Below are 22271 nucleotides of genomic sequence, written 5' to 3' on the forward strand. Positions count from 1 at the left end.
CTCGTAATAAAATAATAGCTATAATTGTTAAGTCAGAATAAGAAAAATATTTATAGGTAAACCTATAAATTGATTATATAGGTTTACCTATAAAAATTAAAGAGAAATGTTGAGGCGAATTAAAAAATGGATACATTAGCAAGTAGGATTAAATATCTTAGGAAAGCTCATTCTATGAATCAAAGCACTTTTGCAAAAGAAATACAAATTTCCCAGGCTTCTTTAAGTGATATTGAAAAAGGTAAATCTAAGCCTTCCTTAGACACTTTAAACAACATTAGTGAACAATTTGGTGTATCCACAGATTGGCTAATTAAAGGTGATACACGTTTAGCTGCACAGTATTCCAATTCTGATATGATTCAGGAAATAATGGAAATTATTCCTCAGCAACTATCTGAAAATAAATTAGAATTAATAAGTAAATTTAATTTAGATAAAAAAATTGTAAACGCTGTATATAACGCTTATTTTTTAAAGCTAATCTTAACTTCATTAACTTCAGATGAAAAATCTTTTTTAGAAGTATTTTTAACTTTAAATCCTGCGGCTAGAAAAGAAACCCTTGCTATACTGAAAGCAATTCATTTAAATGAAGACGTTCAAAATAACGATAGTTATAAAAATGAAGCCTAAAAAACACCTCCGATTATTTACGGAGGTGCTTTACATTTTGTATATTAATTAATCTTCATATAAGTTAACCATCATTACAATCTGATTTATAGCTTCTTGTAATTCTTCTAATGAAATGACAAACCACTCTTTCGGAACAATCATTTTACCATTTACACCAAGAATTGAAACATCAAGATTTTTATGTGCTAATACATGATGAAGGGCTGTTTCGAATTTACTACCACTCATATTAAAAACTTCATATACAGCTACTATCCCTACTGGAGCATATAAAAATGTGGATTCATTTTCTGCATTACTAATTCTCTTTTCAACTGAACCTTTAGTATATCCAATTTTATAAAGATTTTTGATTCCTTTTATTTGAGGATCATTACTTAAAGATTTTAAAACATAAATATGGCCGGAAGATATATTGGCATTCTCCAGTTCATCTAATAAATGTTCTTCATTCTCTGTTATTCTTCGACCATGTTTATATAATTCGGCAGCTAAAGATCTCAATAGCATATCTGATTCTGTTCCATTTTCAAAAATACATCTCAAACGTGCATTTAAACTTCCCTTAACTTTTTTTAATTCTCCTACTTGTTCAACATAAACTAATACACCTTTTAGTAAATAAAAACTATTAGGATGTATATCTTGACCATTTTTAAATGGTTTGATAACTCTTTTACCCTCTGTAAGCTCCAAATGACATTGTTTAAAAAGTGGCTCATATGGACTGAAGTTTTTAACTTTTTTTCTTTTGGCTATATAGTCTGGCATTGTAGTAGTCTTGGGTAAAGAACTAACATCAAAAATTGAGTCGCCTTTACTTGATAAAGTATCTAGCAATCCACTAGATGCATTATTAAGAATATCTTCAACAGATTCGATTTTTGGAATATCTTCTATTTCTTGATCCAGTAACCCTACTTCATCATACGGTTTTAAATATTTTTTTCGTTCAGAGTCTTTTCTAATTCCTTGTAGTCTGCTAGCAAGTTTTCTTTCTATTAAATCTTCTAAAGTTTTATAAGGTTCTCTTTCATTTTCTTTAACAAAATTTACAATCTCGATGAACTTTTCTACTTCTAAATCATATGTGAATTTACTAGCTTCTTTCTTTTCTTCGAAAGTTAATTCATCAAATAAATCACTGCTTAATATGTCTTGAATTGAATTATATCTATTCTGCATTCTCTCGCTTCCTTCTTAAATCTTGCATATATAATACAGCTTCACCCATACGTTTCTCTAAAGGATCTTGTGATTTGGAATTAGGGCGTTTTCCACTTTTTTTATAAAACTCTTCAACTTTTGGCCATATATATACTAGCTCGTCTTCATCAAAAGAAATTTTTTTAACATCAATTGCTTCTTGAATTATTTTTAATACAGGTGAATTAAGTTCTTTAGATAAAATTTCAAACGCCTTTTGGAACGGATTAATTGCATCAATTAAGTTTATATCTAATTCTTCAATATTTATAAATTTATCAGCCATCCGAATAAATTCTTTACTCCCTACTACTTCGCGTTCTGCGCCTTTTACAAGTGTATCTAACACAACATGCTGCCTTACTTCTTCAATCTCCTCATCTGTTAGGTTGGGATAAACTTTTTGAATTACTTTTGGTATCAAAACCTTATTAATAACTTTAGGGTCGATATCACTCAAGAAAGTCTTTTGTATTTGACTATCTTGCATAATTTTAGCTTTCAAATCTAAAATATCATTTTCTATAATCTGCTTAACTTTATCCGTTGAAGGTTCTTTTAACCCTTTGATTAACAGTGTACCTGCATCTGTTGAGGGAATATCATTATCCTTTCGTGCCTTAAACTTAAAATCTGGTGTAAGTACTTGTTCCATTAATAATGAAGCTGCTATAGCTTTCAACATTGTATTTACTGTATGTGTAATTATTTCATCTTTAGCTGCCGGTTGAGCTATTAAATTTGTAAATTGTGCATAAGTCTTATTAAAACTATCTCTTGTACAACGTCCTATTATTTGAACTATTTCTGTAAGAGACCCTCTATATCCGATGGTTAAAGTATGCTCGCAGTAAGGCCAGTCAAACCCTTCTTTTGCCATACCTAATGCTATAATAAGATCTAAATCCGAAACACCATTTATATTCCTTAAATAAGACACTACTTTTTCTCTGGTTCCACTATCGTCCACTAAATCGGCAACTTTTAAAACTCGCCCATCTATATGCCGTTTAACATAAATAATTCCACTTTGTTCATCTTGGTATTCGACTTCACCTATGATATCTATTATTTGGCTAACTTCCTCATATTTATCTTTAGTTGATTCACCTGAATTAACATTTGGGATATGAATAATTGTTTTTAATTCCGTATTTAAGACTTCTGCAATCGCTGTAGTGTATTTGCCCTGATAAAAATGATATCCTATACCAAATCCTTTTAAATACTCATATCCGTCTAACTGCTCATAATAAGAATACGTTACTTTTTCAAACTGTGCTTCATCTTCTGGTAATAATATCGGTACAGAATCACCTCGGAAGTAGGAACCCGTCATAGCCACTATATGTGCAGAGGAATTTCTCATAACACTCCTTAATAATTCTCCCAACCTAGAATTATTATCTGCGGAGACATGATGGAATTCATCAATTGCTAACAAGCAATTATTAAATGCTTTATCATCAATCTGTTCAAAAGCGAACCTCAATGTCGCATGAGTACAAATTAATATTTGATCATCGGACTCCATAAAGCGAATGAATGACTTAACTTTCGATTCTCCTCCACCAACCACTGTTAAATTATTTTTTGGTTCAACTTCCCAATCTTCAAAAAAACCATTAGATTTTAAACTTGTATTTTTAAATGAAGAACCTATAGATCTCTCTGGAACAGCTACAATAACCTTTTGGATTCCTTGGTTTCTTAACTTATCTAGACCTAAAAACATTAAAGCACGAGACTTACCAGATGCAGGGGGAGCCTTAACTAAAAGATATTGAGCATTACGTTTTTCAAAAGCCCTTGCTTGCATTTCCCTCATACCAAAAGGATTAAGCTTTTTACTTTCACCTGTTTGACGATAATTAACCTGCATAATATTCCTCATATTACGACTCCCCTTTGATCAAATCTTGGTATAAATTAAGTAATACACTTAAACGTTCTTCATCGCTCTCAAATTCTCTCTTTTTATATGCTCTATCTACAATTCCATCAAGTTTCTCATGTGCAGCCTTTAATTCTTTAGGCATTTTTTCAGCATTATATAAATCTGCTAAGCTCCCTCCAATCTCTTCTCTTATGTCTAATATTTCAAGAGTAACTTCTTGTATTTCATTTTTTCTTCTTGCTGAAATTTCAGGTAATGGGAAGGTGTTATAACATAATCCAGCTGTATATCTATAATCAGTTTTTAATCTACCTGCTACTGCTTTAACCCAAGTCATATGCATACGTGACATTAAAATCCCTAATAGATAAACATCTGCATCATATATTCCATAAATAAGATTAGATAAAATAACATCGCTATCTACGATTCCCATAGGAATATAAAATCGATTTTCAGAAGAAACTGAAGGTATAACTATAGTATGTTTCTTAGCCTGGTGGGTATCTCGGAACTTCCAAGGTGTTAAGGCTAATTTATTTGTACCTGTATCTTTTGAATTCTTTCTATGTTGCATAGATATTTCAATTCTATCTTTAATTAACGGATTATCTTTTATTTGATTGTATTGTTCTTTATCTAACCATAAGCAATATCTCAAACTATCATTGATAAATTCAACTGATCCAACAATTCTTTTAAGGTATGGTTTTAAGCTTGGATATTCTTCGATGGCAGATTCATATTCCTCTACAGTAAATAACAAAGCCCCACCATCATTCGGCATGTTACCGAATCTCAGCTTAGGTAAACCTACAATTGAAGTTGTTCTATTTTCAACTAGTACATTTTCTCCTTCAACTAAATATGGATTTATATTATGAACCTCTTTTTTAGTTTCATTTTCAAATAAATATCTTTTTTCTTTCTCATTTATTGGACCAAAACCAATTATAACGACTATAACTTTTGCATTATTCTTAGCATTATTAGTCCATTTAAATGATTTGTAGGCAAAGTTAATTTGAATATTATAGCTAAGCAACTCATTCCATAATGTGAATACTTGTTCACCTTGAGTAATCGAATTAGTAGAAACAAAGGCTACTTTTGCATGTGTTTGTGAGACGTACTTAGCAGCTAAATAAAACCATGCTGAAATATAATCCAACTGCTTACCATTTTTCACATCTTCAAACAAAGTCAACATATCATCTTTATGAGCCTTGCTTTGTTTTTTTGAACCTAAGTATGGAGGATTACCAAATATAAATACTTCTTCACTTTTATTAGCTTTACAAACATCAAGCCAATCTGTTCGTATGGCATTTGCGCATCTAATATCCCCAGCAGTTTGTAATGGCAGTGTTGGACGTACCGCGTTTAGTATTTCTTGTTTTAATTCCTCATTCATTTGATGTTCAGCAATCCATAAAGATAATTTAGCTATGTCGTGGGCAAATTCATCTATTTCTATACCATAGAACTGAGAAAGTGTAATAGACGGGACATACATATAGTTTCCTAAAAGTTTTTGAAGTCTTTTTATTATCTCTATCTCTAATCTACGCATTTCCTTATAAGTAATTACCAAAAAGTTTCCTGGTCCACATGCTGGGTCAAAAAACTTCATTTTACTAATCCGATGTAGCAATTCTTCAAGCCTCTTTGGTTCATTAATTACCGTCATAAAATCATTTTTTAAACCGTCCATAAATAATGGATTAATAACTTTTAATATGTTTGGTACACTTGTATAATGCATTCCTAAATGGCTTCTATTTTCATCTGAAGCTACTGCCTGTACCATCGAACCAAAAATATCAGGATTAATTTTTTTCCAATTTAAAGAAACACCACAATCTATAATCAAATCTCTAGATTTTTGTGAGAAGACGATATCTTTGTGAGGTTCCGAAAATAACTGCCCGTTTACATATGGGAAATCCTTTAAGTATTTAGGGGTATCAGTTCTATCTTTTTCATCCAGAACAGTAAATAACTCATTAAATAAAATATTTAAATCTGAACCATCTGATTTACTATAAATATTAACTAGATTCGTGAAAATATCTTGTTTAAAAATACCTGTATCTTCTGCAAATAAACAAAATAACACTCTCATTAAGAATTGATCTAGATTTATAGCTTTCAGGTCTTGCTCTGCATTTTCTTTTTTTAAAATATCATAGAGCTTAGCAAATTTATTTGCTGCTCTAATATCTAATAAACTCTCATTTTCAAAATCTACCTTTTCTATTCCTTTCCATGCTAAGAAGAAATCGAAACTTGAAGATAAATTTTTATATTTAACATTTATTGTTTCTAAAGTCGTATTATCCTTTGCTATAAATACATTAAAATCAGTAGAAATTGTATATCTTGGTTTAGCTGCTAGGTCCTTAACTTGATTGTCAATTTCAGCGAATCTTTCTAAGGTCATCCCTTGGCTTGCTTTGACATACCAGACTTTATTTTTCAAATGGACTTCTTCTTTGTTTTTAGAAAGATTTTTAGAGCCTTTCTTCAGCAAAGTTATAGTGCTTCGTGAAATACCGTAGATGTCTAATAATCCGTAGATGAAATTTTCGTAATCCTGGCTATCCACTATTTCTTTTAATTTATCTTCTAATTCTAGAATGCTCATTACAAAACTCCTTAAATCCAATATGTTAGATTCCAGTATCTTCAATTATTAATAATAACCTTGTTATTATACTCGTGCTATAATTCACAAGCTTATAATTCGAACTTATAATAAAAATGATGACTCAAATTGTCCCTTGGATCATCATTTTTATAAGTACTTCTAGCTTAAATGAATTTAACATACTCTCTTCTTTCAAATTTCTACATTAAAATCATTTAGTTTTAGCAAAGACTCTTTAGGTACTAGACTAAATTGAACTAATCTCAATTTATCTTTTCTGGTTGGAACAGGTAAATAAAATGTATTTGCCTCTAAATGATGTGGTTTAACAAAATCATATCTATTACTGCTCAATATTCTAATCAAAGAATGAACCTTACTTCCTAACTTAATAAGTTCATCAATACTTACATCATATACTCCACTGTATCTAAGTAAATTGTTATTATTATTTAAGCTCGTAATCCCTGGTTGTAAATTCTCTGTAATTGAAGGAATAATAAATGGCTGAGCTGGATTTCTTTCAATTGCTTTTCCAATATCGGTATTATCATAACAATATAAAGAACTGTCTAATGAATTTTTTCGTCTATTTAACTCTTTTTTCGATAAATTGTTACCATAAGGTCTTAACGCAACTGTTAAACCATGTTTATATTGATTGTAAATAAATCTATATTTTTTAAATGAAATTATAATATCATCTAAATATCTATATACATTACTTATCCCTTCACTATAAATATCTAAATGTTCTAAAGGTGAATTGGTTTCTTTTATTAGTTTATCTATATGGTCTTTTGAAGGAATTAAGAAAATCTTTAAAATATCTTCTCTATCCAATTTCAATATTTTTTCAGGCAGTTTACCAATTTTATTTGCATAATAAACTACCACTTTTTTGATAAATTCCTCTTCTTCACGAATATATTTCATTAATACAAATAAATCCTCCATGTACATTACTAATTCTGAAACAGCACTAAATAATAGGCCGTTAGTTGCCTGATTATATATATAATCATCACTATCAACACTAAAAGAGGGACCATAATATGACTTTAATTTTTTCTTCAAGGCTTCCCTTTCTTCAAGCGAATATTTGATTGAAATTAACTTTGTAAGCCTCCATAGATCATCATATCCCGCAAGAAAAATCTCTATCTGTGAGTCATTAGCTTTTTTAACATCGAAATTTAACTTTAGCATTCAAACACCTACCTTAATTTCTAATAAAAAACCTTTTTGTGTTATTATATACAAAAATAAGTAATTAAGGTGATTATATGCATATAACGAAGTTAAAGATATGGGGTTTAAAAAAATTCGAAGCATTTGAAATAGAATTTAACGAACATATTAATGTCTTAATCGGTGAAAATGAAGCTGGTAAAAGTACCATTTTAGAGGCTATAGATATCGTTCTAAATCAGCGTTTATTTAATAATAATGCTACTGTCGAAAAATATTTTAATCTAAACAACATTAACAAATTCCAGGATAATCCCTCAATCGATTCATTACCAGAAATCAAAATTGAAGTTATTTTTAATGATGATGATACAAAAATCGACAATGAATTTTACTGTGGTCTCCATTCTTCATTTAGCCCGCAGCTAAAATGTGGGATTACTTTTACATACAAATTCGACCAAAATTATCGTGAATTATTTGAAATAGATAAAGATGAATTATCTAAAGAAAAGTCTACTGTACCTATACCTACCGAATATTACATTGCTGAATGGATGACTTTTGCAGGAAGAAAGTACATTAGCAGAAATACTCCTATAAAAAACGTTCTAATAGATAATTCTACACGGAGAAATAATATTTTTGATTCTTATTCTAAGAAAATTTTCAACGCAAATATTGATGGACCTAAACGTCAAAAATTAGGACATGAATTTAAAAAGAGAATTCACAGTTTTATCACTGATAACAATGGTGATCTAATCATTAAAGACTATACAATTGGTATTGATGAGAATAAAACCATATTAGATAACTTAGTCGATTTAAAAAGTGATGGAATCTCTATACAGAATAAAGGAAAAGGTAAAGAAAATCTTATAAAAACAGAAATTGCTTTAGAAGTTAACAGCGACTTAATAATGCTTGAGGAACCAGAAAATCATTTAAGCTATGTGAATACCAGAAAATTAATAAATGATATTCAACAGCTTTGTGGACAAGCCCAAATTATTATAACAACTCATAACCCCTCAATAGTAAGTAGATTAAATATCCGAAATACGCTTTGGATTTGTGATTACAATTCATTTTCTCTAAAAGCTGTGAACCAAGCAACCGCTGATTACTTTATGAAAACCGATAATATGCAATTATTAAACTTTATATTATCTAATAAAGTTATTCTAGTTGAAGGTAATAGTGAATATATTTTACTACCAACCCTTACCTACAATTCATTTAAAAATCACTTAGATAATTTAAAAATCGAGGTATTATCTGGCGGTGGTATAACTTACAAACACTATATAGAAATATCAAAAATTATTAATAACAATTTGTTAGTGATAACAGATAATGATGAAAACCAAGATATTTTAGATGAAATTACTGCTTTTAATGATGCTAATTCTAATATTCTAATTAAATGTGGTAACACTGTTGACGAATTTACCTTTGAAGTATGCCTTTATAACGAAAATAAATCGATTCTAAAAAATATTTCTAATAAAAAATCAAAAACGCAAGCTTCTTATAAAAATAAACCTTATGATAAGGATTTAGCATATATGTTAAAAAATAAAACTGAAAGTGCATTGCGTATCACAACTGAAGAACAATATAGGAATACCCTTCTACCCAATTATATAAAGGAGGGCATTGAATGGCTAATTCAACAGTAATTCTGGCCACTGCTGGTTCTGGAAAAACTCATTATATTGCTAATCATCTAGATCTACTCAAAAAAAATCTAGTCATTACATTTACAAATCAAAATGTAAAAAATTTAGAACGAGAAATTATAAAAAAACACGGTAAAGTTCCTAAAAACACTAGGGTATTAACTTTTTCAAGCTTTACATATAGATGGCTTTTAAAGCCCTTTGAACCTATGTTGAAAATTGGGGATTTAGAAGGAATATCCAGCATAGGTGTTGAGGTTCATACGTCACCTGAGCCTCAATCAATACAAGGTAAACCAAATCCCAAATATAAGAAAAAAGAAGATTTGAAACATTACCTCTATTATCAAAAATATTATTCCTCCAGAATGTCTTCATTATTTAATGAACAAAAAAGCATTGTAAAAAAATTGATTTTAGAGCGACTTATTAAGTTTTGTGATTGTGTTTATTTCGATGAACTACAAGATTTTATGGAAGCTGATTTTAATTTAATTCAATTCTTCATAAAATATAAAGGTATAGAGGTTATTGCTGTAGGAGACTTTTATCAACATTCTGTTAGTAAATCTAACAAGACCGCTAGTAAACCGTTTAAAAAGGGGAAGACATATATTTCAAAAGAAGATTACAAAAGTCTATTTCCTGCTTCTACAATAATTGATGAAACAACTTTAATCAAAAGTAGACGAGTCCCCAAAGAAATTTGTGAGTTTATTAAAACAAAATTACAAATTCATATCGAATCAATAAGTACTGTTAAAGGTCATTTTGAATTAGTAAATAATAGCGAGAAAATTAAGGAAATGCTATCTGATCAATCTATCCATAAACTTTTCTATCAAGAAAGCTCAAAATATGCCTGCACGCCAAATATAAATTGGGGTTATTCAAAAGGAGATACTTATAAGAAAACCTGTATTATCCTCACTAATACATTTAATGAATTATTTGATGATGACTTTTCAATTATGAAGTTATCCTCTACTCAAATAAATACGCTATATGTAGCAATTACTAGAGCCACTCATGATGTTTATTTTATTAAAGAAACTGATTTTAGAGAATTCAAAAATGATTTAAAAAAAGTTGGAAGGTTATTTTAAACCCTTCCAACTTTTCGTTAATTTTAACATCTCGATTTAGAAAAACAGAAAAAATCAAATTTGTTTCAAATACTTTGTTCCCTGTTCTAAATAAAAAATCCAATGAGAATCTTCAACCATTTCTTTAGTTAATTCATCAGCTACTTTTTCATTAAAAATTGTGGAGAGATGTTTTTTAGTAAATTCTTTAAAATTTATGTCAGTTAAGTTTTGAGGAGGATTTTTCCCTAATTTATAAATCAAATATATAATAGGCAATTGCATTATAGTTAAAGCACTCATGTCTACCGAGTTATTTTGAAATTTAATAGCATCGGCAATTCTTCTGAGCTTCCTAGGGGTCACTACACTACTTCTTATAATTTCATCTACTTCATTCTTCAGAATTTGATAATAGCCTTCAAATCCTTCTTTTTGACCACATATGTAATTTTCACAAGCATTTAATAACATCATTAAGTTTATTTTAAACGATGTTTCGTTTAATTGAACGGAAGGATTTAACGCCGTAATTTTCACAGAATTCGACAACATTTTTTCTTCAAAAATATCTTTTGAATAATATAGGTTCTTTAACGAATCCCCAAATTCAAATTCAAATTCTTTTTGTGTTTGCTTTACATACGGGATATGTGAAGAATCTAGCACTTGTTCCCGATAAAAAAGTTCTTTTCCTTCTGGAAAGCTTGAAACATGACAAATTTCAACTGCATAATATACTATGTCCCAAAATGCGATAATAACACAATATTTATTATTACTATTTATAAATGTAAGTAGTTTATGACTGTAATCTCCACCAATTCCATTAAAGGCATTTTTAATTTTTAAATCATTAATTACTTCCACAACGTCATTAGTTGATTCTCCCAAAATAAATTCCCTTAGTTCATACAAAAACTCCGGCATAGTAGTAATTTTATTAAAACTACAAAACCATTCATAAGCAATCTTTGCTATTAAACGCTTCATTTCATAAGAATTAAAGATCTCTAAGTTGATTGGAAAATTAATTTTTAGGTTAGCGTCTGCAAAATCAATTGCTACTATCTTTTCTGTATGTACTTTATTTTTAGGGCCAATTTTCATTGTCCTATCTGTACTTTCTAAAATCTTATCAATCCAACCATTGATACTTGTGTGCTTGTTATCAATGAAAGTTTTTCCATCCCACTCATATTCAACAGTATATCTAGGATAATCATTTCCGTTAGTAGATATTATATCTAATCGATTTGCTATAATACCTAAACCACTTATTATCTTGGTCTCGAACGCATCACTAAAACTATTATTATGCAGGGGACAAACATAATAATTTTTCATAGTTCCATTTGAAAGTGCATTAGGTATTATATGTGACTCTGTCACTTTGTCATCCCTATTACAATATATACAAGCCTCCATTATATTCCCTCCAAAAAACACCCAAATATTCTTATAAAATAAGCAATATAAAAGATGCCTATTAAATAACTCACTTATATAATAAATATCTTTCATTTATAACTGCTCTATATATTGATTTACAAATCCCCTAATTAAATGCCTTAACCTTTGAATCTCCGTGTCGGGTAAAGTAGAAACAAATTCATCTTCAATGTTGAAATAAAACTCTCCCATATTTCTATCATTTACGTATCTTACCGTAAAACTTATACTCTCATTATAATTCACTTCTACAATGTAATTTGGATCCTCTGCATTTAATAATCTCAAGTTCCGCTTCAAAATTTCACCTCCTAATAATATGTCTATAATTATATTACCCCTTTATTATAATTTTTCATAAAATATTTATAAAAATAAAAATCAACCATAAAATTTCCACAAAAAAAATAAAGCATAAACTTTCCAAACGGAAATTTTATGCTTTACGTCACAGACACTCCATGAAATTCAGTAAATTTCACTGTATGGAGACGGCGGGAGTCGAACCCGCGTCCAGAAACTCCAATACTTCAGCTTCTACGCGTGTAGTTTGCCTATTTACGATTCACGTAACATTATGCCGACAAACAGGCGTCCTGTACGCTAACCTGGAAATCTCTTGCCGATGACTCAGGTGGCACCATCGACCGTATCCCACTAAAGTTGGGCCCCACGTTCTCTACATGGGCGATAGAGAGGCAGAGCGCTTACGAGCTTACGCTGCGAAAGCTAAGTTTTGTTGTTTGCCAGTTATTATATAACTGTCGTTGATGACGGAGCCGAGCCCTCCGACGCGCGACCAAAGCTTGAACCATCCCTGTCGAATCCGTAACGTCCCCGGATATAATCCGGTTATAAACCGTTCGGACAACGCTGCACAAGGCAGGTTGTAAATGAACATCGTATGAGTAGATGCTCACTGGCATGTAGTACTATTATAAAATAAAAAGCTTAAAATATCAAGTAGAGACACTGAATAAGCTAGTTCACCAACTAAAACATTCTGATTAGAAGCCTAGGAAAAGTTGAGCATCTCTACTATTCTAACACTCTAGTTTATCGCGATTTTTTTTCCTTTGAAGAAGTCTTTCTTCTAAATTGCTTGTGCCGATTATAACGCCTGAAATAATAATTAAACTGCCGATAAATTGTTGCAGTGTAATGATTTCATGTAAAAATAAGGCCGCTCCAATGAGTGCGAATATGGTATTGAAATTCACAAAAATTGCGGATTCCGCTGCACCAATGTGTTTTATACATAAATTATATAGTGTATGTCCGATGGAAGTGGCTAAAATGGCGGACATGAAAAATACGAGCCATATGAACGGACTGAGCGATAAGAATGCCCCGTAGCTTCGGAAGCTTGTAGCGAATGTGAAAATTAATAAGAGTGATGAGCCTATGAGAAGCATCCAGCCTGTCATCAGCATGGGAGAGATGACTTCCGTGGCACGGCGAATGGCAATAAAGCTAAAGGCCTGCAAAAAGAATGACATAAAGACGAGGAAATCACCTAGCTGTAGGTTGGTCAGCTCAGTAATGTCGTCTACCACTGCGAATAGCACGCCAACTCCTCCAAGGGCAAAGCCAATTAATTTAGATTTTGTCATAACCGTGTCTTTAAATAGTACGGCAATGAGAGCCGTAAAAAGTGGACTTAAGCCACTAATAATGGCTGTTTTCATGGCTGTTGTTTGAACGATGCCATATGCTAAAAAGACATGGTGACAAATGACGCCGAAAAAACAACCAATGAATATGTACTTAAATGGCATCCCCTTTCTATAAAGCGGCTGCTTCGTTAGCTTTAAAATAATAAAAATCGTAATAGCTGCAAGAAAAATACGCGCCGTTTGTATCGTTAATGGATCGCCATTGGAAACAATCACTTTTAGCCATGTAACGTTCATGCCCCAAAGAAACATAACGAAAATTAAAATGGAATAAACCTTTGCATTTGCCATGTCATCACCTCCTGTTTTATTCGATCGCAAGATAAGAAGCCTCTCTATGTTCTATGAGACAACAGGCTAACACCTGCTGCAGGATCCAAATTGAAATTTGCCACAATAAAGGGGCTTTTATAATAAGTCTAGTAGACTATTCATAAGAAAGTAGGCCGCCAGGAAAGACATCGCCTTCCAAACAGCCTACCATACTTCATACTCATCCTTAAGCATTTCTCACCTTTTGATAAATGTATGTTCCATCTTTCATTTCATCAAGCTGTACGAGGTCACCGATTTGGACATTTTCTTGAATGCGCACTGTTAGCTTGGCTGTTGAATCCTTTAGCTGGACTAGTGCCACAGAATACGGTGCCAAATGGGCATATTCTGCTGGTGCAATCTGAATGATCGTAAAGCTGTACACGGTTCCCTCATCTGGGACTTCTCGTTCGTTTTTAATTTCTTGGCGGCAGGTGCTGCAATACACTTTTTTCGTTACTGACTCTACACCACAGCATTCATAAACCTTCATCTGCTACACCCTTTCTAATATGTGGACAACCGAATAAGAACCAGTACCACCTAAATTTTGTGCAAGTGCTAACCGCGGTCGTTTTTCTAGCTGGTTTGGCGCGTATCCACGTAATTGTAGTACTAATTGGTAAAACTGCGCCACACCTGTTGCGCCAATAGGATGTCCTCTCGATAATAGACCTCCGCTTGTATTGACAGGCTTTTCTCCGTTCACGCGCGTTTTTCCTTGCTCAATAGCTAGCCAGCCTTCTAATTTCGGGAAAAAACCAAGCTCTTCAATGGCCAGCATTTCAGTCATGGAGAAGCAATCGTGAATTTCCACAACATCAATATCCTCAGGACCAACCCCTGCTTTTTCATAGGCTTGCTGTCCTGAAATGCGAATCGCTGGTAATGATAGTAAATCAATGGCATCCTGCATCATTGTCGGTCCTGAAGCCTGTGCAGATGCTACTATTTTAATATCCGATGGCTTACGAGATAACACAACTGCTGCTGCTCCATCTGTAATAGGTGAACAATCGAATAAACCAAGTGGATCTGTAATCATGCGTGCATTCATTATTTCTTCGAGTGTTGCTGGTTTTTGGAATTGGGCTAATGGATTTTGTAATGCATTTTCACGGTTTTTCAACGCTAATTTTGCTAAATGGGATTTATTTGCACCTGTCTCATGGAAGTAGCGGTTTGCGACTACGCCAAAAAATCCTGGGAAAGTTAGACCCGCATAACGTTCGTTTGTCGTCTGATCCATTGCAGAGTTAATAAATTGCGTGACCGTGGCGGTTGGGGCATGCTTCATTTTTTCTACACCGACAACTAAAACGCTTTCATATTCGCCACTTAATATACCTAAAATACCTTGTCGTAATGCAATACCACCTGATGCACAGGCACCTTCTAATTTGGCTGTAGGAATGGGGCCGAGCCCTAGGTCATTTGCTACGATCGCACCTAGAATTTCTTGATTGGCTAAGCTACCTCCCATATAGTTGCCAACATAAACCGCATCGATTTTTAAGTCTCTTGCCTCATCTAGCGCCTCTTTACTAGCAGTGAGCATTAAATCCTTTAATGAAGCATTTTCATTGTTACCGAACTTCGTCATGCTTACACTATGAACATATACCGTCATTGTGTCACCTCCATATGCTGTTTTACTAGCTCACGTTTTAAAATCTTCCCATAGGAGCTTTTTGGTAGGGACTCTACTACGAAAATTTCTTTTGGCTTTTTAAAGCTCGCTAAATGTTGCTGACAAAGCTCGATTAAGGCATCCTTCTCAATTTCTCCACGGCCGTTTGGCACGACATAGGCGACAATGGATTCGCCCCATTTGTCATCTGGAATACCAATTACACATGTTTCCTTGACGAATTCATGCTTGTTCAACACTTCCTCTACTTCGCGAGGATAGATATTAACGCCACCTGAAATAATGACCTCCTTTTTACGGTCCACGATCGATAGGTAGCCATGCGCATCTAGCTTGCCTAAATCACCTGTATGAAGCCAGCCATCACGCAATGTTTCGGCAGTCGCCTTTTCGTTATTCCAATAGCCTTGCATAATAAGCGGGCCCTTTGCCGTAATTTCGCCTATTTCTCCTACTGGACATTCATTGCCCTCAGCATCCACGATTTTCACATCAACAAATGGTCCAACTCTACCACATGAATCAAGGCGAGATGGTAAATCCTCGCGTGGCATCATCGAAATGCACATCGGTCCCTCTACTTGACCATAGGTTTCTACAAATTTTGTTCCTACTTTATCTAGTGCCTCTTGCAACTTAGCAGCAGCAATCGGTGAGCCTGCCATATTAATCGATTTAATGGTACGAAGCTTCTGCGGGTTGAACTGATCGTGCTGAATCATTAGGTTGACCATCGTTGGGACTAGGAAAATAATTGAAATACGGTCCTGCTCTAATAAATGAACAAATTGCTCTGGCTCAAATTTATCGTAAATAACTTGTGTTAAGCCATAGAGCCATGCCACATGACTTAAAAAGTTTGCCCCGTGTGTCAGTGGTGCGACGTGACCGAGCATATCCGTATAGTCAACTTCACACGCTATTGCTAAGGATAGGGCTCCACTAACCATATTGCGATGTGATAGCATAACGCCTTTCGGATTACCTGTCGTTCCTGAAGTATACATAATGGCCATCGTATCATTTTCGTTCACTTCATTTTCATGGGATTGCCCTTTAAACTGTTTCACTACTAGCTCATACGGTTCTCCACAATAAAGAATTGGAAAGTCAATTTGTAGCGGATCAATTAATGATTTTTCACCAATCATCAGACTCATGCCTGAATCCTTCACCTGATACTCATGTTCTTTCGGATGCAATCGGTAATTAAGTGGGACTTTAATAAGACCATATAAAGAAACAGCTACATCAAGCTCTATATGCTCTAATCGATTTGACATTAAAATACCTACGCGCTCTCCTTTTTGTAAGTTAAGGCTTTTAAAATAAGCTGTTAGAGCATAGGCCCGTTCCATCAAATTGGCATAGGAAATCGCACGATCTTTGAATTTAACTGCTATTTTATCTGGATACGCTCGAGCCGATTTCAGTGCTAATTGGCCAATTGTACTCATTTATCTTCCCCCTATTCATCAAAATGAAAAATTAGAACCCCAAATTGGTGATCCTTCCGTCTTTTCGGTATCGCCTCTCTTAATGGATAGAGGATGAATTCGACTGTGATGGCGATTTCATTTTCTCCTTCAAGAAAATGACCACCAGTAAAATGTTGATCACAATCGACAAAAGATCCATGGAAATGAATATCTAAATTATTCGTCTCCATATCTATCCCAATAAACCCTAAACCAGAAATAAGTTCGACTGGAGAGGTAGTTTGCCGTTTTGGTGAATAAACAATGGTCCCTTGCTTTTCACCTCTTTGAACTTGAACATAGGTAGCCTGCTTTAGGGATCCCATGCATTGAAATTGCCCTCCCTTTACCCCAAAGTGATTGCAAACCTCTTTTATCCCAGTAAATAAATCCGTTCCTGCTTTCAATCTCCCGATAATTCTATCCGTAGGTCGGTCATACAAAGCTTGCCAACGAGAATTATCCAATACTAATCCCTCCATCTACCTTTAACACCTGAGCAGTTGCATAGCTAGCCTCCCTCGATGCAAAGTATAAGACGGCACTTGCAATATCATCTGGTGTGCCGATACGCTTAATAACCTGTTGATCTAAATTGTATGGAACCCCTGTTGTAATACCTGTTAAGGTTGCGCCTGGTGCCACAGAGTTACAAGTAATATTAAGTGGGCCAAGCTCTTTTGCTACCCATTTCGTAAGGGCAATAACCCCTCCTTTTGATGCAGCATAAGCTGGACCTGAGCGACCTGTACCATCTTCACCAGAGGTAACACCACCGTTTAAACCTGAAACTGAGCTAATATTAATAATCCGACCATATTGTGCATCCTTCATATGTGGGTACACACATGCCTGGGTAAACATAAATGTTGCTTTTAAGTTCGTATCAAGATCACGCGACCATTCCTCAAAAGTCATTGTTTCAATATTTTTGCGACTACATGTCCCAGCATTATTTACCAAGATATGAATCTCTCCATACTTTTCAACTGTGCGATTGACTGTTGCTTTCACAAACTCTGCATCACGAATATCTCCTAAGCATTCTAAATAGCTATCATGTGCTAGTTTTTCAATTGTTTTCTCACATGAATTTAAGTCAACTAAAACAACATGTACCCCTTGCTTTGAAAGCTGGACCGCAACTGCTTGTCCAATACCACTTGCCGCTCCTGTAACAATCGCTACATCATCTTTTAATGTCATCATAGTTTTCCCCTTTGCTATTTAATATTTAATAAATCTGGTAAAAATGTTGATAGAGAAGGTATATAGGTTACAAGTAATAAAACGATAACCGAAGCAACAATAAACGGGACCACCCCTTTTGAAATTTGAACGATATTGGCCTTTGAAATACTGGCAGCAACATATAAATTCAAGCCAACAGGTGGTGTAAATAAGCCGATTGCTAAGTTAATCGTCATAAACACGCCAAATACAGCCGGGTCTACATCGAGCATTAACATAATTGGAAGTAATATCGGGACAAATATATAAAACGCAGAAATGGCATCGATAAATGCACCCGCAATTAATAAAATAATATTTACTAGTAGTAAAATAATGATTTTATTATCGGTTAAACCTAAAACTGTATTTGAAATAGTTGAGGCAATTTGCTCTGTTGTGACAATATAGGCAAAAACAGAGGCGGCACTTACGATAATCATTACAACTGCTGTTTGTAACGCCGATTCAATAAAAATACGATACATCATTTTTATGTAGCCTTTTCGATGGATAAACAGTCCTACAATTAGTCCATATACAACCGCAATAACTGCCGCTTCTGTTGGTGTGAAAAACCCTCCATAGATTCCACCTAAAATAATGACAGGAATCATTAATCCAGGAAGTGCCTTAATAAATGCATCCCAGCGTTCTTTTCCTGTACTTTTTCGCTTAACTGCTTCCACAGAGTCATTAAAAATACCTTTTTTAATGTCCCGTTTACGAACGTACATTCCAGCAATAAATAAACCGATTCCTACTAAAATACCTGGTATAACCCCTGCCATAAAAAGACGGTTAATTGTAATAGGGATTTGATCTCCTGCTACTACTGCAAAAATAATGAAGGCAATCGATGGGGGAATAATAATACCTATCGCACCCGCACTCGCCACTAATCCCCCAGCAGTTTCTTTACGGTAGCCGTTTTTCACCATTGCCGGAATGAGAATACCTCCAATGGCAGCAACTGTGGCTGGACCAGACCCTGAAATAGCAGCGAAGAAAATCGCTACTAATACCGTTACAAGTACAATGCCACCTTTACGATGTCCAACTAATGTTTGTGCAAAATCGATTAAACGCTTAGAAATTCCGATATGGTCCATAATGACACCCGCTAAAATAAAGAATGGAATCGCTAATAGCGTAAACTTTGCCACGCTCGTATACATAATATCTGTTAATGCCTCAAATCCAGATAGCCCTTGTGATGTAAATAGCACTACCATTGAAGCTACTGCTAAGGACGCAGCAATGGGTACCCTTAAAAATACGAGCACGATAAAGGAGCCAAAAAGTAATAATGCTATCATGCTAGCTCATCTCCTTCCGCTCCATTCCCTTCATTACTTACCGCTTTATATTCTTCAACCATCGCTTGAACTGTACGAATTAAACATAGTAATGCACCTAGTGGTAAGGCAGAAGATAAAATCCACTGCGGCATTCCTAATGCCGGTGTTGTTTGATTAATCTCCATTTGGAACAATACCATATCAATGCCGTAATAAAGTAATACTGCAAACAATACGCCACTTGCTACTGATGAAATAATGACAATCGCCTTTTTTGTCAGCTTATTCCCTTTATCGAACAATAAGGTAAAACCAAGGTGTGCGTATCTACGCACACCCAATGCTGTACCAACAAATGTAAGCAATACTAACAAATTAACTGTGATTTCTTCTGTAAAAGAAAGGGATAAGTTGACTAAATTACGAGAAACAATGTTTACAAATGTTATAAATGTAATCGCTGCAAATGTAACGCTTAATATAATCTCTTCAAAATAGTCTAAGAATTTCATATGTTTCCCCCTTATGGCGTAAACGCTTTCAATAAATCTTCTCCCCAAATATCCGTATATTTATCATAAATAGGCTGAACAGCTTTTTTAAACGCTTCCAATTCTGCATCTGTTGGCGTATAAACATTCATTCCTTTAGCTTTTAAATCTTCAATTTGTGATGCTTCTTTTTCACGTGCAATTTTCACTTGATATGCAGCTGCCTCTTTACCTAGTCGATCAAATAATTCACGGTCTGCATCACTTAAAGAATCATAGAGCTTTTTATTCATACCTAACACTAATGGATCATATGAATAGTTCCACAATGTTAAGTAATCCTGAACTTCGTCAAGCTTTGACGAAGCAATAACATCAATAGGATTTTCTTGCCCATCAATCGTTCCTTGCTGCAATGCTGTAAACACTTCTGAGAATGTCATTGTTGCAGGATCTGTTCCTAATGAACGGTATAAATCTGTGTACATGGTAATACCAGGTATACGAATCTTTAATCCCTTTAAATCTTCTGGTAGCTTAATTTCACGCTTACTATTCGTTATTTGACGGAAACCATTCTCTCCATAGCCTAAAGCTTGTACACCCTTTTCAGCTAAAAGTTCTTTAAGCTTTTCTCCCCCTTCTCCATTAAACACTTTATCTACCTCTGAATGATCCTTAAGTAAAAAAGGTGCACTTGTCACACCAAAACGTTGATCTAAAATCGAATAAATAATCGTAGAGTTAAATGTTAAATCGATTGAACCCTTTGCTAAGCCTTCAACAGCCTTACCCGAATCTCCCCCAGATAATTGTTCATTTGTAAATACTTCAATTTTAATGCGACCATCTGTTTCTTTATCCATATCATCTGCCAGTTTTTTTGCTGCCTCATACCATGTTGATGAATCTGATACTGTAACAGACATTTTTAATTTATATGACTTTTCTTTATCATCAGCATCCCCGCTACTGCTACCACCACAGGCAGCTAGTATTGCTGATACGATCAAGAGCATAGCCAAGAGAAGATTTCTCCCTTTTAAAAATTTCCTCATAAAATATATCCCCCTACTCTTTTTATATTAGATTCTATAATTATTTTATAATTCCGAAAAATCTAAATATATATTCCTAGGGGATAAAAAGTTACATGATAATTGAGTGATTTTTGTCTCTAATAAATAAAAATCATACAAATAACAGCATTTTAAGTATTTCATTAAACGCTTTTTCTTTTTCGAAACAGCAAAATAGCAATCATTAATTCCAATTTATTTTCATTATTATTTATATCAATCTTTAAAAGCTTTTCTATTTTTTTTAAGCGATATTTTAATGTATTTTTATGAATATGAAGGGCATCAGCAATTTCCTGTAAGCCCCCTTTACTTTTTAGCCACATTTCTAGATTGTATATTAGTTCTTCTTCCTCTAATAAAGAACCAATTGTTCTGCCGATGAAATGGCCAACCTTTTGTTCATCAAGGTCGGACAATAGTAACTCTAATTTCAAATCCTCTTCAAATACTATTTGTCTATTTTCTATAGCAACCGTTAACGCTATATTTGCTTCGTTGTAGGATGCATTTAGCTCAAAGAAGGAATGTGAGTTGCCGACACCTATAAATATATCGTCATCATATAGCTTTATAAGTTTGCGGTTAAATGAATGAAGTGTTTGCTCTAAATGAATACGCGTTATTTTTGGGACAAGCAACACTAGCTTATCAAAGCTCCATTGAAAAATATGTAATTGAGGATGGATTATTTGAATTGCACGCAAATAATCCACCCCCTTCTCATCGATTCTCTTATTCAATTGAATTATAATAATTCGATTGTAGAGCTCTGTATCAATATTTAACATTTCTGCTCGTTGCTCTAGCAACAATTGATTTACCTGACCATTTAATAAATCTAGCAGGAAGAGCTCAAACATTTTAGTCTCTCGTTCTTTTTTACGGTGCATTAAAAAATCTTCCACAAAAAACTGTGTAATTTTCTGAACAAGTTTCCCATATTTTTCTATTTCCGCAGGTTGGCCAGTAACACCAATTACTCCAATTGATGTATCTTCAATAACTAATGGCATGACAAGACCCTCACGCACACCCTTCAATTGAATCGACAGCTCCTTCGTCATATGCATGACTTCTTTGTTTTTCATGGCTATTAAAGCACCTTCATGAAATTGATTCATCCTCGACATGTCTGTGCTGGCAATAATAAATCCATTATGATCGATTACAACAACATTTTGATCAATCAACTCACCAAGCTCTCTTACAATTTTTGTGCCAATTATTTGCAAATCAAACATT

General features: G+C 33.7%; 18 protein-coding genes and 1 other RNA gene. 3 read left to right on the forward strand and 16 right to left on the reverse strand.

The window, feature by feature from the left end; all coding sequences use genetic code 11:
* Positions 1–126 precede the first annotated feature (126 nt).
* Positions 127–636 (forward strand): helix-turn-helix domain-containing protein, encoded by a 510-nt coding sequence (locus NP781_RS17710; RefSeq protein ID WP_257520476.1) that lies wholly within the window; start codon positions 127–129, stop codon positions 634–636.
* Positions 637–684: 48 nt separating this feature from the next.
* Here the strand turns inward: NP781_RS17710 and NP781_RS17715 are convergent, their stop codons facing one another.
* The 4 genes from NP781_RS17715 to NP781_RS17730 all read right to left on the reverse strand — a co-directional run bounded on the left by NP781_RS17715 (position 685) and on the right by NP781_RS17730 (position 7601).
* Complete coding sequence (locus NP781_RS17715) at positions 685–1824, reverse strand: GIY-YIG nuclease family protein (RefSeq protein WP_257520477.1); 1140 nt, start codon at positions 1822–1824, stop codon at positions 685–687.
* Positions 1814–3739: a DEAD/DEAH box helicase gene (locus tag NP781_RS17720; protein ID WP_257520478.1), complete on the reverse strand. Its 1926-nt coding sequence runs from the start codon at positions 3737–3739 to the stop codon at positions 1814–1816. The genes NP781_RS17715 and NP781_RS17720 overlap by 11 nt, the downstream gene beginning before the upstream one ends.
* Position 3740: 1 nt before the next feature.
* Entirely contained in the window at positions 3741–6389 is a 2649-nt protein-coding gene (locus NP781_RS17725) for a class I SAM-dependent DNA methyltransferase (protein ID WP_257520479.1), read from the reverse strand.
* Positions 6390–6584: 195 nt separating this feature from the next.
* A complete protein-coding gene (locus NP781_RS17730) occupies positions 6585–7601 on the reverse strand; it encodes a hypothetical protein (RefSeq protein ID WP_257520480.1) in 1017 nt (338 codons plus the stop codon).
* 77 nt (positions 7602–7678) lie between these two features.
* On the opposite strand from NP781_RS17730, the gene NP781_RS17735 reads away from it, so the two are divergent.
* Both NP781_RS17735 and NP781_RS17740 read left to right on the forward strand, forming a co-directional pair.
* A complete protein-coding gene (locus NP781_RS17735; RefSeq protein WP_257520481.1) occupies positions 7679–9268 on the forward strand; it encodes an ATP-dependent nuclease in 1590 nt (529 codons plus the stop codon).
* On the forward strand, positions 9250–10374 hold the full coding sequence (locus NP781_RS17740; RefSeq protein WP_257520482.1) for a UvrD-helicase domain-containing protein: 1125 nt from the start codon (positions 9250–9252) through the stop codon (positions 10372–10374). The genes NP781_RS17735 and NP781_RS17740 overlap by 19 nt, the downstream gene beginning before the upstream one ends.
* A gap of 54 nt (positions 10375–10428) precedes the next feature.
* Here NP781_RS17740 and NP781_RS17745 read toward each other — a convergent pair whose 3' ends face one another.
* The 12 genes from NP781_RS17745 to NP781_RS17800 all read right to left on the reverse strand — a co-directional run bounded on the left by NP781_RS17745 (position 10429) and on the right by NP781_RS17800 (position 22270).
* On the reverse strand, positions 10429–11781 hold the full coding sequence (locus NP781_RS17745; protein WP_257520484.1) for a hypothetical protein: 1353 nt from the start codon (positions 11779–11781) through the stop codon (positions 10429–10431).
* 507 nt (positions 11782–12288) lie between these two features.
* Positions 12289–12644: a transfer-messenger RNA gene (gene ssrA / locus NP781_RS17750) on the reverse strand.
* Between the two features lie 204 nt (positions 12645–12848).
* Positions 12849–13772 carry a DMT family transporter gene (locus NP781_RS17755; protein WP_257520485.1) on the reverse strand — a complete coding sequence of 308 codons (924 nt, stop codon included), beginning with the start codon at positions 13770–13772 and terminating at the stop codon, positions 12849–12851.
* A 208-nt stretch (positions 13773–13980) separates the two neighbouring features.
* Positions 13981–14289 carry a Zn-ribbon domain-containing OB-fold protein gene (locus NP781_RS17760; RefSeq protein ID WP_257520486.1) on the reverse strand — a complete coding sequence of 103 codons (309 nt, stop codon included), beginning with the start codon at positions 14287–14289 and terminating at the stop codon, positions 13981–13983.
* A 3-nt stretch (positions 14290–14292) separates the two neighbouring features.
* Positions 14293–15426: a thiolase C-terminal domain-containing protein gene (locus NP781_RS17765; protein ID WP_257520487.1), complete on the reverse strand. Its 1134-nt coding sequence runs from the start codon at positions 15424–15426 to the stop codon at positions 14293–14295.
* A complete protein-coding gene (locus tag NP781_RS17770; protein ID WP_257520488.1) occupies positions 15423–16904 on the reverse strand; it encodes a class I adenylate-forming enzyme family protein in 1482 nt (493 codons plus the stop codon). The genes NP781_RS17765 and NP781_RS17770 overlap by 4 nt, the downstream gene beginning before the upstream one ends.
* Before the next feature lie 11 nt (positions 16905–16915).
* A complete protein-coding gene (locus tag NP781_RS17775; protein ID WP_257520489.1) occupies positions 16916–17392 on the reverse strand; it encodes a PCC domain-containing protein in 477 nt (158 codons plus the stop codon).
* The gene (locus NP781_RS17780) at positions 17385–18134 is read right to left on the reverse strand and encodes an SDR family NAD(P)-dependent oxidoreductase (protein ID WP_009373217.1); all 750 of its coding nucleotides are present in this window, start codon (positions 18132–18134) and stop codon (positions 17385–17387) included. The genes NP781_RS17775 and NP781_RS17780 overlap by 8 nt, the downstream gene beginning before the upstream one ends.
* Before the next feature lie 14 nt (positions 18135–18148).
* Positions 18149–19474 (reverse strand): TRAP transporter large permease, encoded by a 1326-nt coding sequence (locus tag NP781_RS17785; protein WP_257520490.1) that lies wholly within the window; start codon positions 19472–19474, stop codon positions 18149–18151.
* Positions 19471–19968 (reverse strand): TRAP transporter small permease, encoded by a 498-nt coding sequence (locus NP781_RS17790; RefSeq protein WP_112116600.1) that lies wholly within the window; start codon positions 19966–19968, stop codon positions 19471–19473. The genes NP781_RS17785 and NP781_RS17790 overlap by 4 nt, the downstream gene beginning before the upstream one ends.
* Positions 19969–19979: 11 nt before the next feature.
* The gene (locus tag NP781_RS17795) at positions 19980–21005 is read right to left on the reverse strand and encodes a DctP family TRAP transporter solute-binding subunit (RefSeq protein WP_009373225.1); all 1026 of its coding nucleotides are present in this window, start codon (positions 21003–21005) and stop codon (positions 19980–19982) included.
* A 164-nt stretch (positions 21006–21169) separates the two neighbouring features.
* The gene (locus tag NP781_RS17800; RefSeq protein ID WP_221681197.1) at positions 21170–22270 is read right to left on the reverse strand and encodes a CdaR family transcriptional regulator; all 1101 of its coding nucleotides are present in this window, start codon (positions 22268–22270) and stop codon (positions 21170–21172) included.
* Between the last annotated feature and the right edge of the window lies 1 nt (position 22271).

The sequence above is a fragment of the Lysinibacillus sp. FN11 genome (assembly GCF_024628845.1).
GTDB lineage: Bacteria > Bacillota > Bacilli > Bacillales_A > Planococcaceae > Lysinibacillus > Lysinibacillus capsici.

Excerpts from the sequence above, each read along its gene's own strand:
- NP781_RS17795 (WP_009373225.1), bottom strand. The coding sequence starts at position 21,005 with ATGAGGAAATTTTTAAAAGGGAGAAATCTTCTCTTGGCTATGCTCTTG.
- NP781_RS17735 (WP_257520481.1), top strand. The coding sequence starts at position 7,679 with ATGCATATAACGAAGTTAAAGATATGGGGTTTAAAAAAATTCGAAGCA.
- NP781_RS17715 (WP_257520477.1), bottom strand. The coding sequence starts at position 1,824 with ATGCAGAATAGATATAATTCAATTCAAGACATATTAAGCAGTGATTTA.
- NP781_RS17720 (WP_257520478.1), bottom strand. The coding sequence starts at position 3,739 with ATGAGGAATATTATGCAGGTTAATTATCGTCAAACAGGTGAAAGTAAA.
- NP781_RS17755 (WP_257520485.1), bottom strand. The coding sequence starts at position 13,772 with ATGGCAAATGCAAAGGTTTATTCCATTTTAATTTTCGTTATGTTTCTT.
- NP781_RS17725 (WP_257520479.1), bottom strand. The coding sequence starts at position 6,389 with ATGAGCATTCTAGAATTAGAAGATAAATTAAAAGAAATAGTGGATAGC.
- NP781_RS17730 (WP_257520480.1), bottom strand. The coding sequence starts at position 7,601 with ATGCTAAAGTTAAATTTCGATGTTAAAAAAGCTAATGACTCACAGATA.
- NP781_RS17745 (WP_257520484.1), bottom strand. The coding sequence starts at position 11,781 with ATGGAGGCTTGTATATATTGTAATAGGGATGACAAAGTGACAGAGTCA.
- NP781_RS17780 (WP_009373217.1), bottom strand. The coding sequence starts at position 18,134 with ATGATGACATTAAAAGATGATGTAGCGATTGTTACAGGAGCGGCAAGT.
- NP781_RS17770 (WP_257520488.1), bottom strand. The coding sequence starts at position 16,904 with ATGAGTACAATTGGCCAATTAGCACTGAAATCGGCTCGAGCGTATCCA.
- NP781_RS17760 (WP_257520486.1), bottom strand. The coding sequence starts at position 14,289 with ATGAAGGTTTATGAATGCTGTGGTGTAGAGTCAGTAACGAAAAAAGTG.
- NP781_RS17710 (WP_257520476.1), top strand. The coding sequence starts at position 127 with ATGGATACATTAGCAAGTAGGATTAAATATCTTAGGAAAGCTCATTCT.
- NP781_RS17740 (WP_257520482.1), top strand. The coding sequence starts at position 9,250 with ATGGCTAATTCAACAGTAATTCTGGCCACTGCTGGTTCTGGAAAAACT.
- NP781_RS17800 (WP_221681197.1), bottom strand. The coding sequence starts at position 22,270 with ATGTTTGATTTGCAAATAATTGGCACAAAAATTGTAAGAGAGCTTGGT.
- NP781_RS17785 (WP_257520490.1), bottom strand. The coding sequence starts at position 19,474 with ATGATAGCATTATTACTTTTTGGCTCCTTTATCGTGCTCGTATTTTTA.
- NP781_RS17765 (WP_257520487.1), bottom strand. The coding sequence starts at position 15,426 with ATGACGGTATATGTTCATAGTGTAAGCATGACGAAGTTCGGTAACAAT.
- NP781_RS17790 (WP_112116600.1), bottom strand. The coding sequence starts at position 19,968 with ATGAAATTCTTAGACTATTTTGAAGAGATTATATTAAGCGTTACATTT.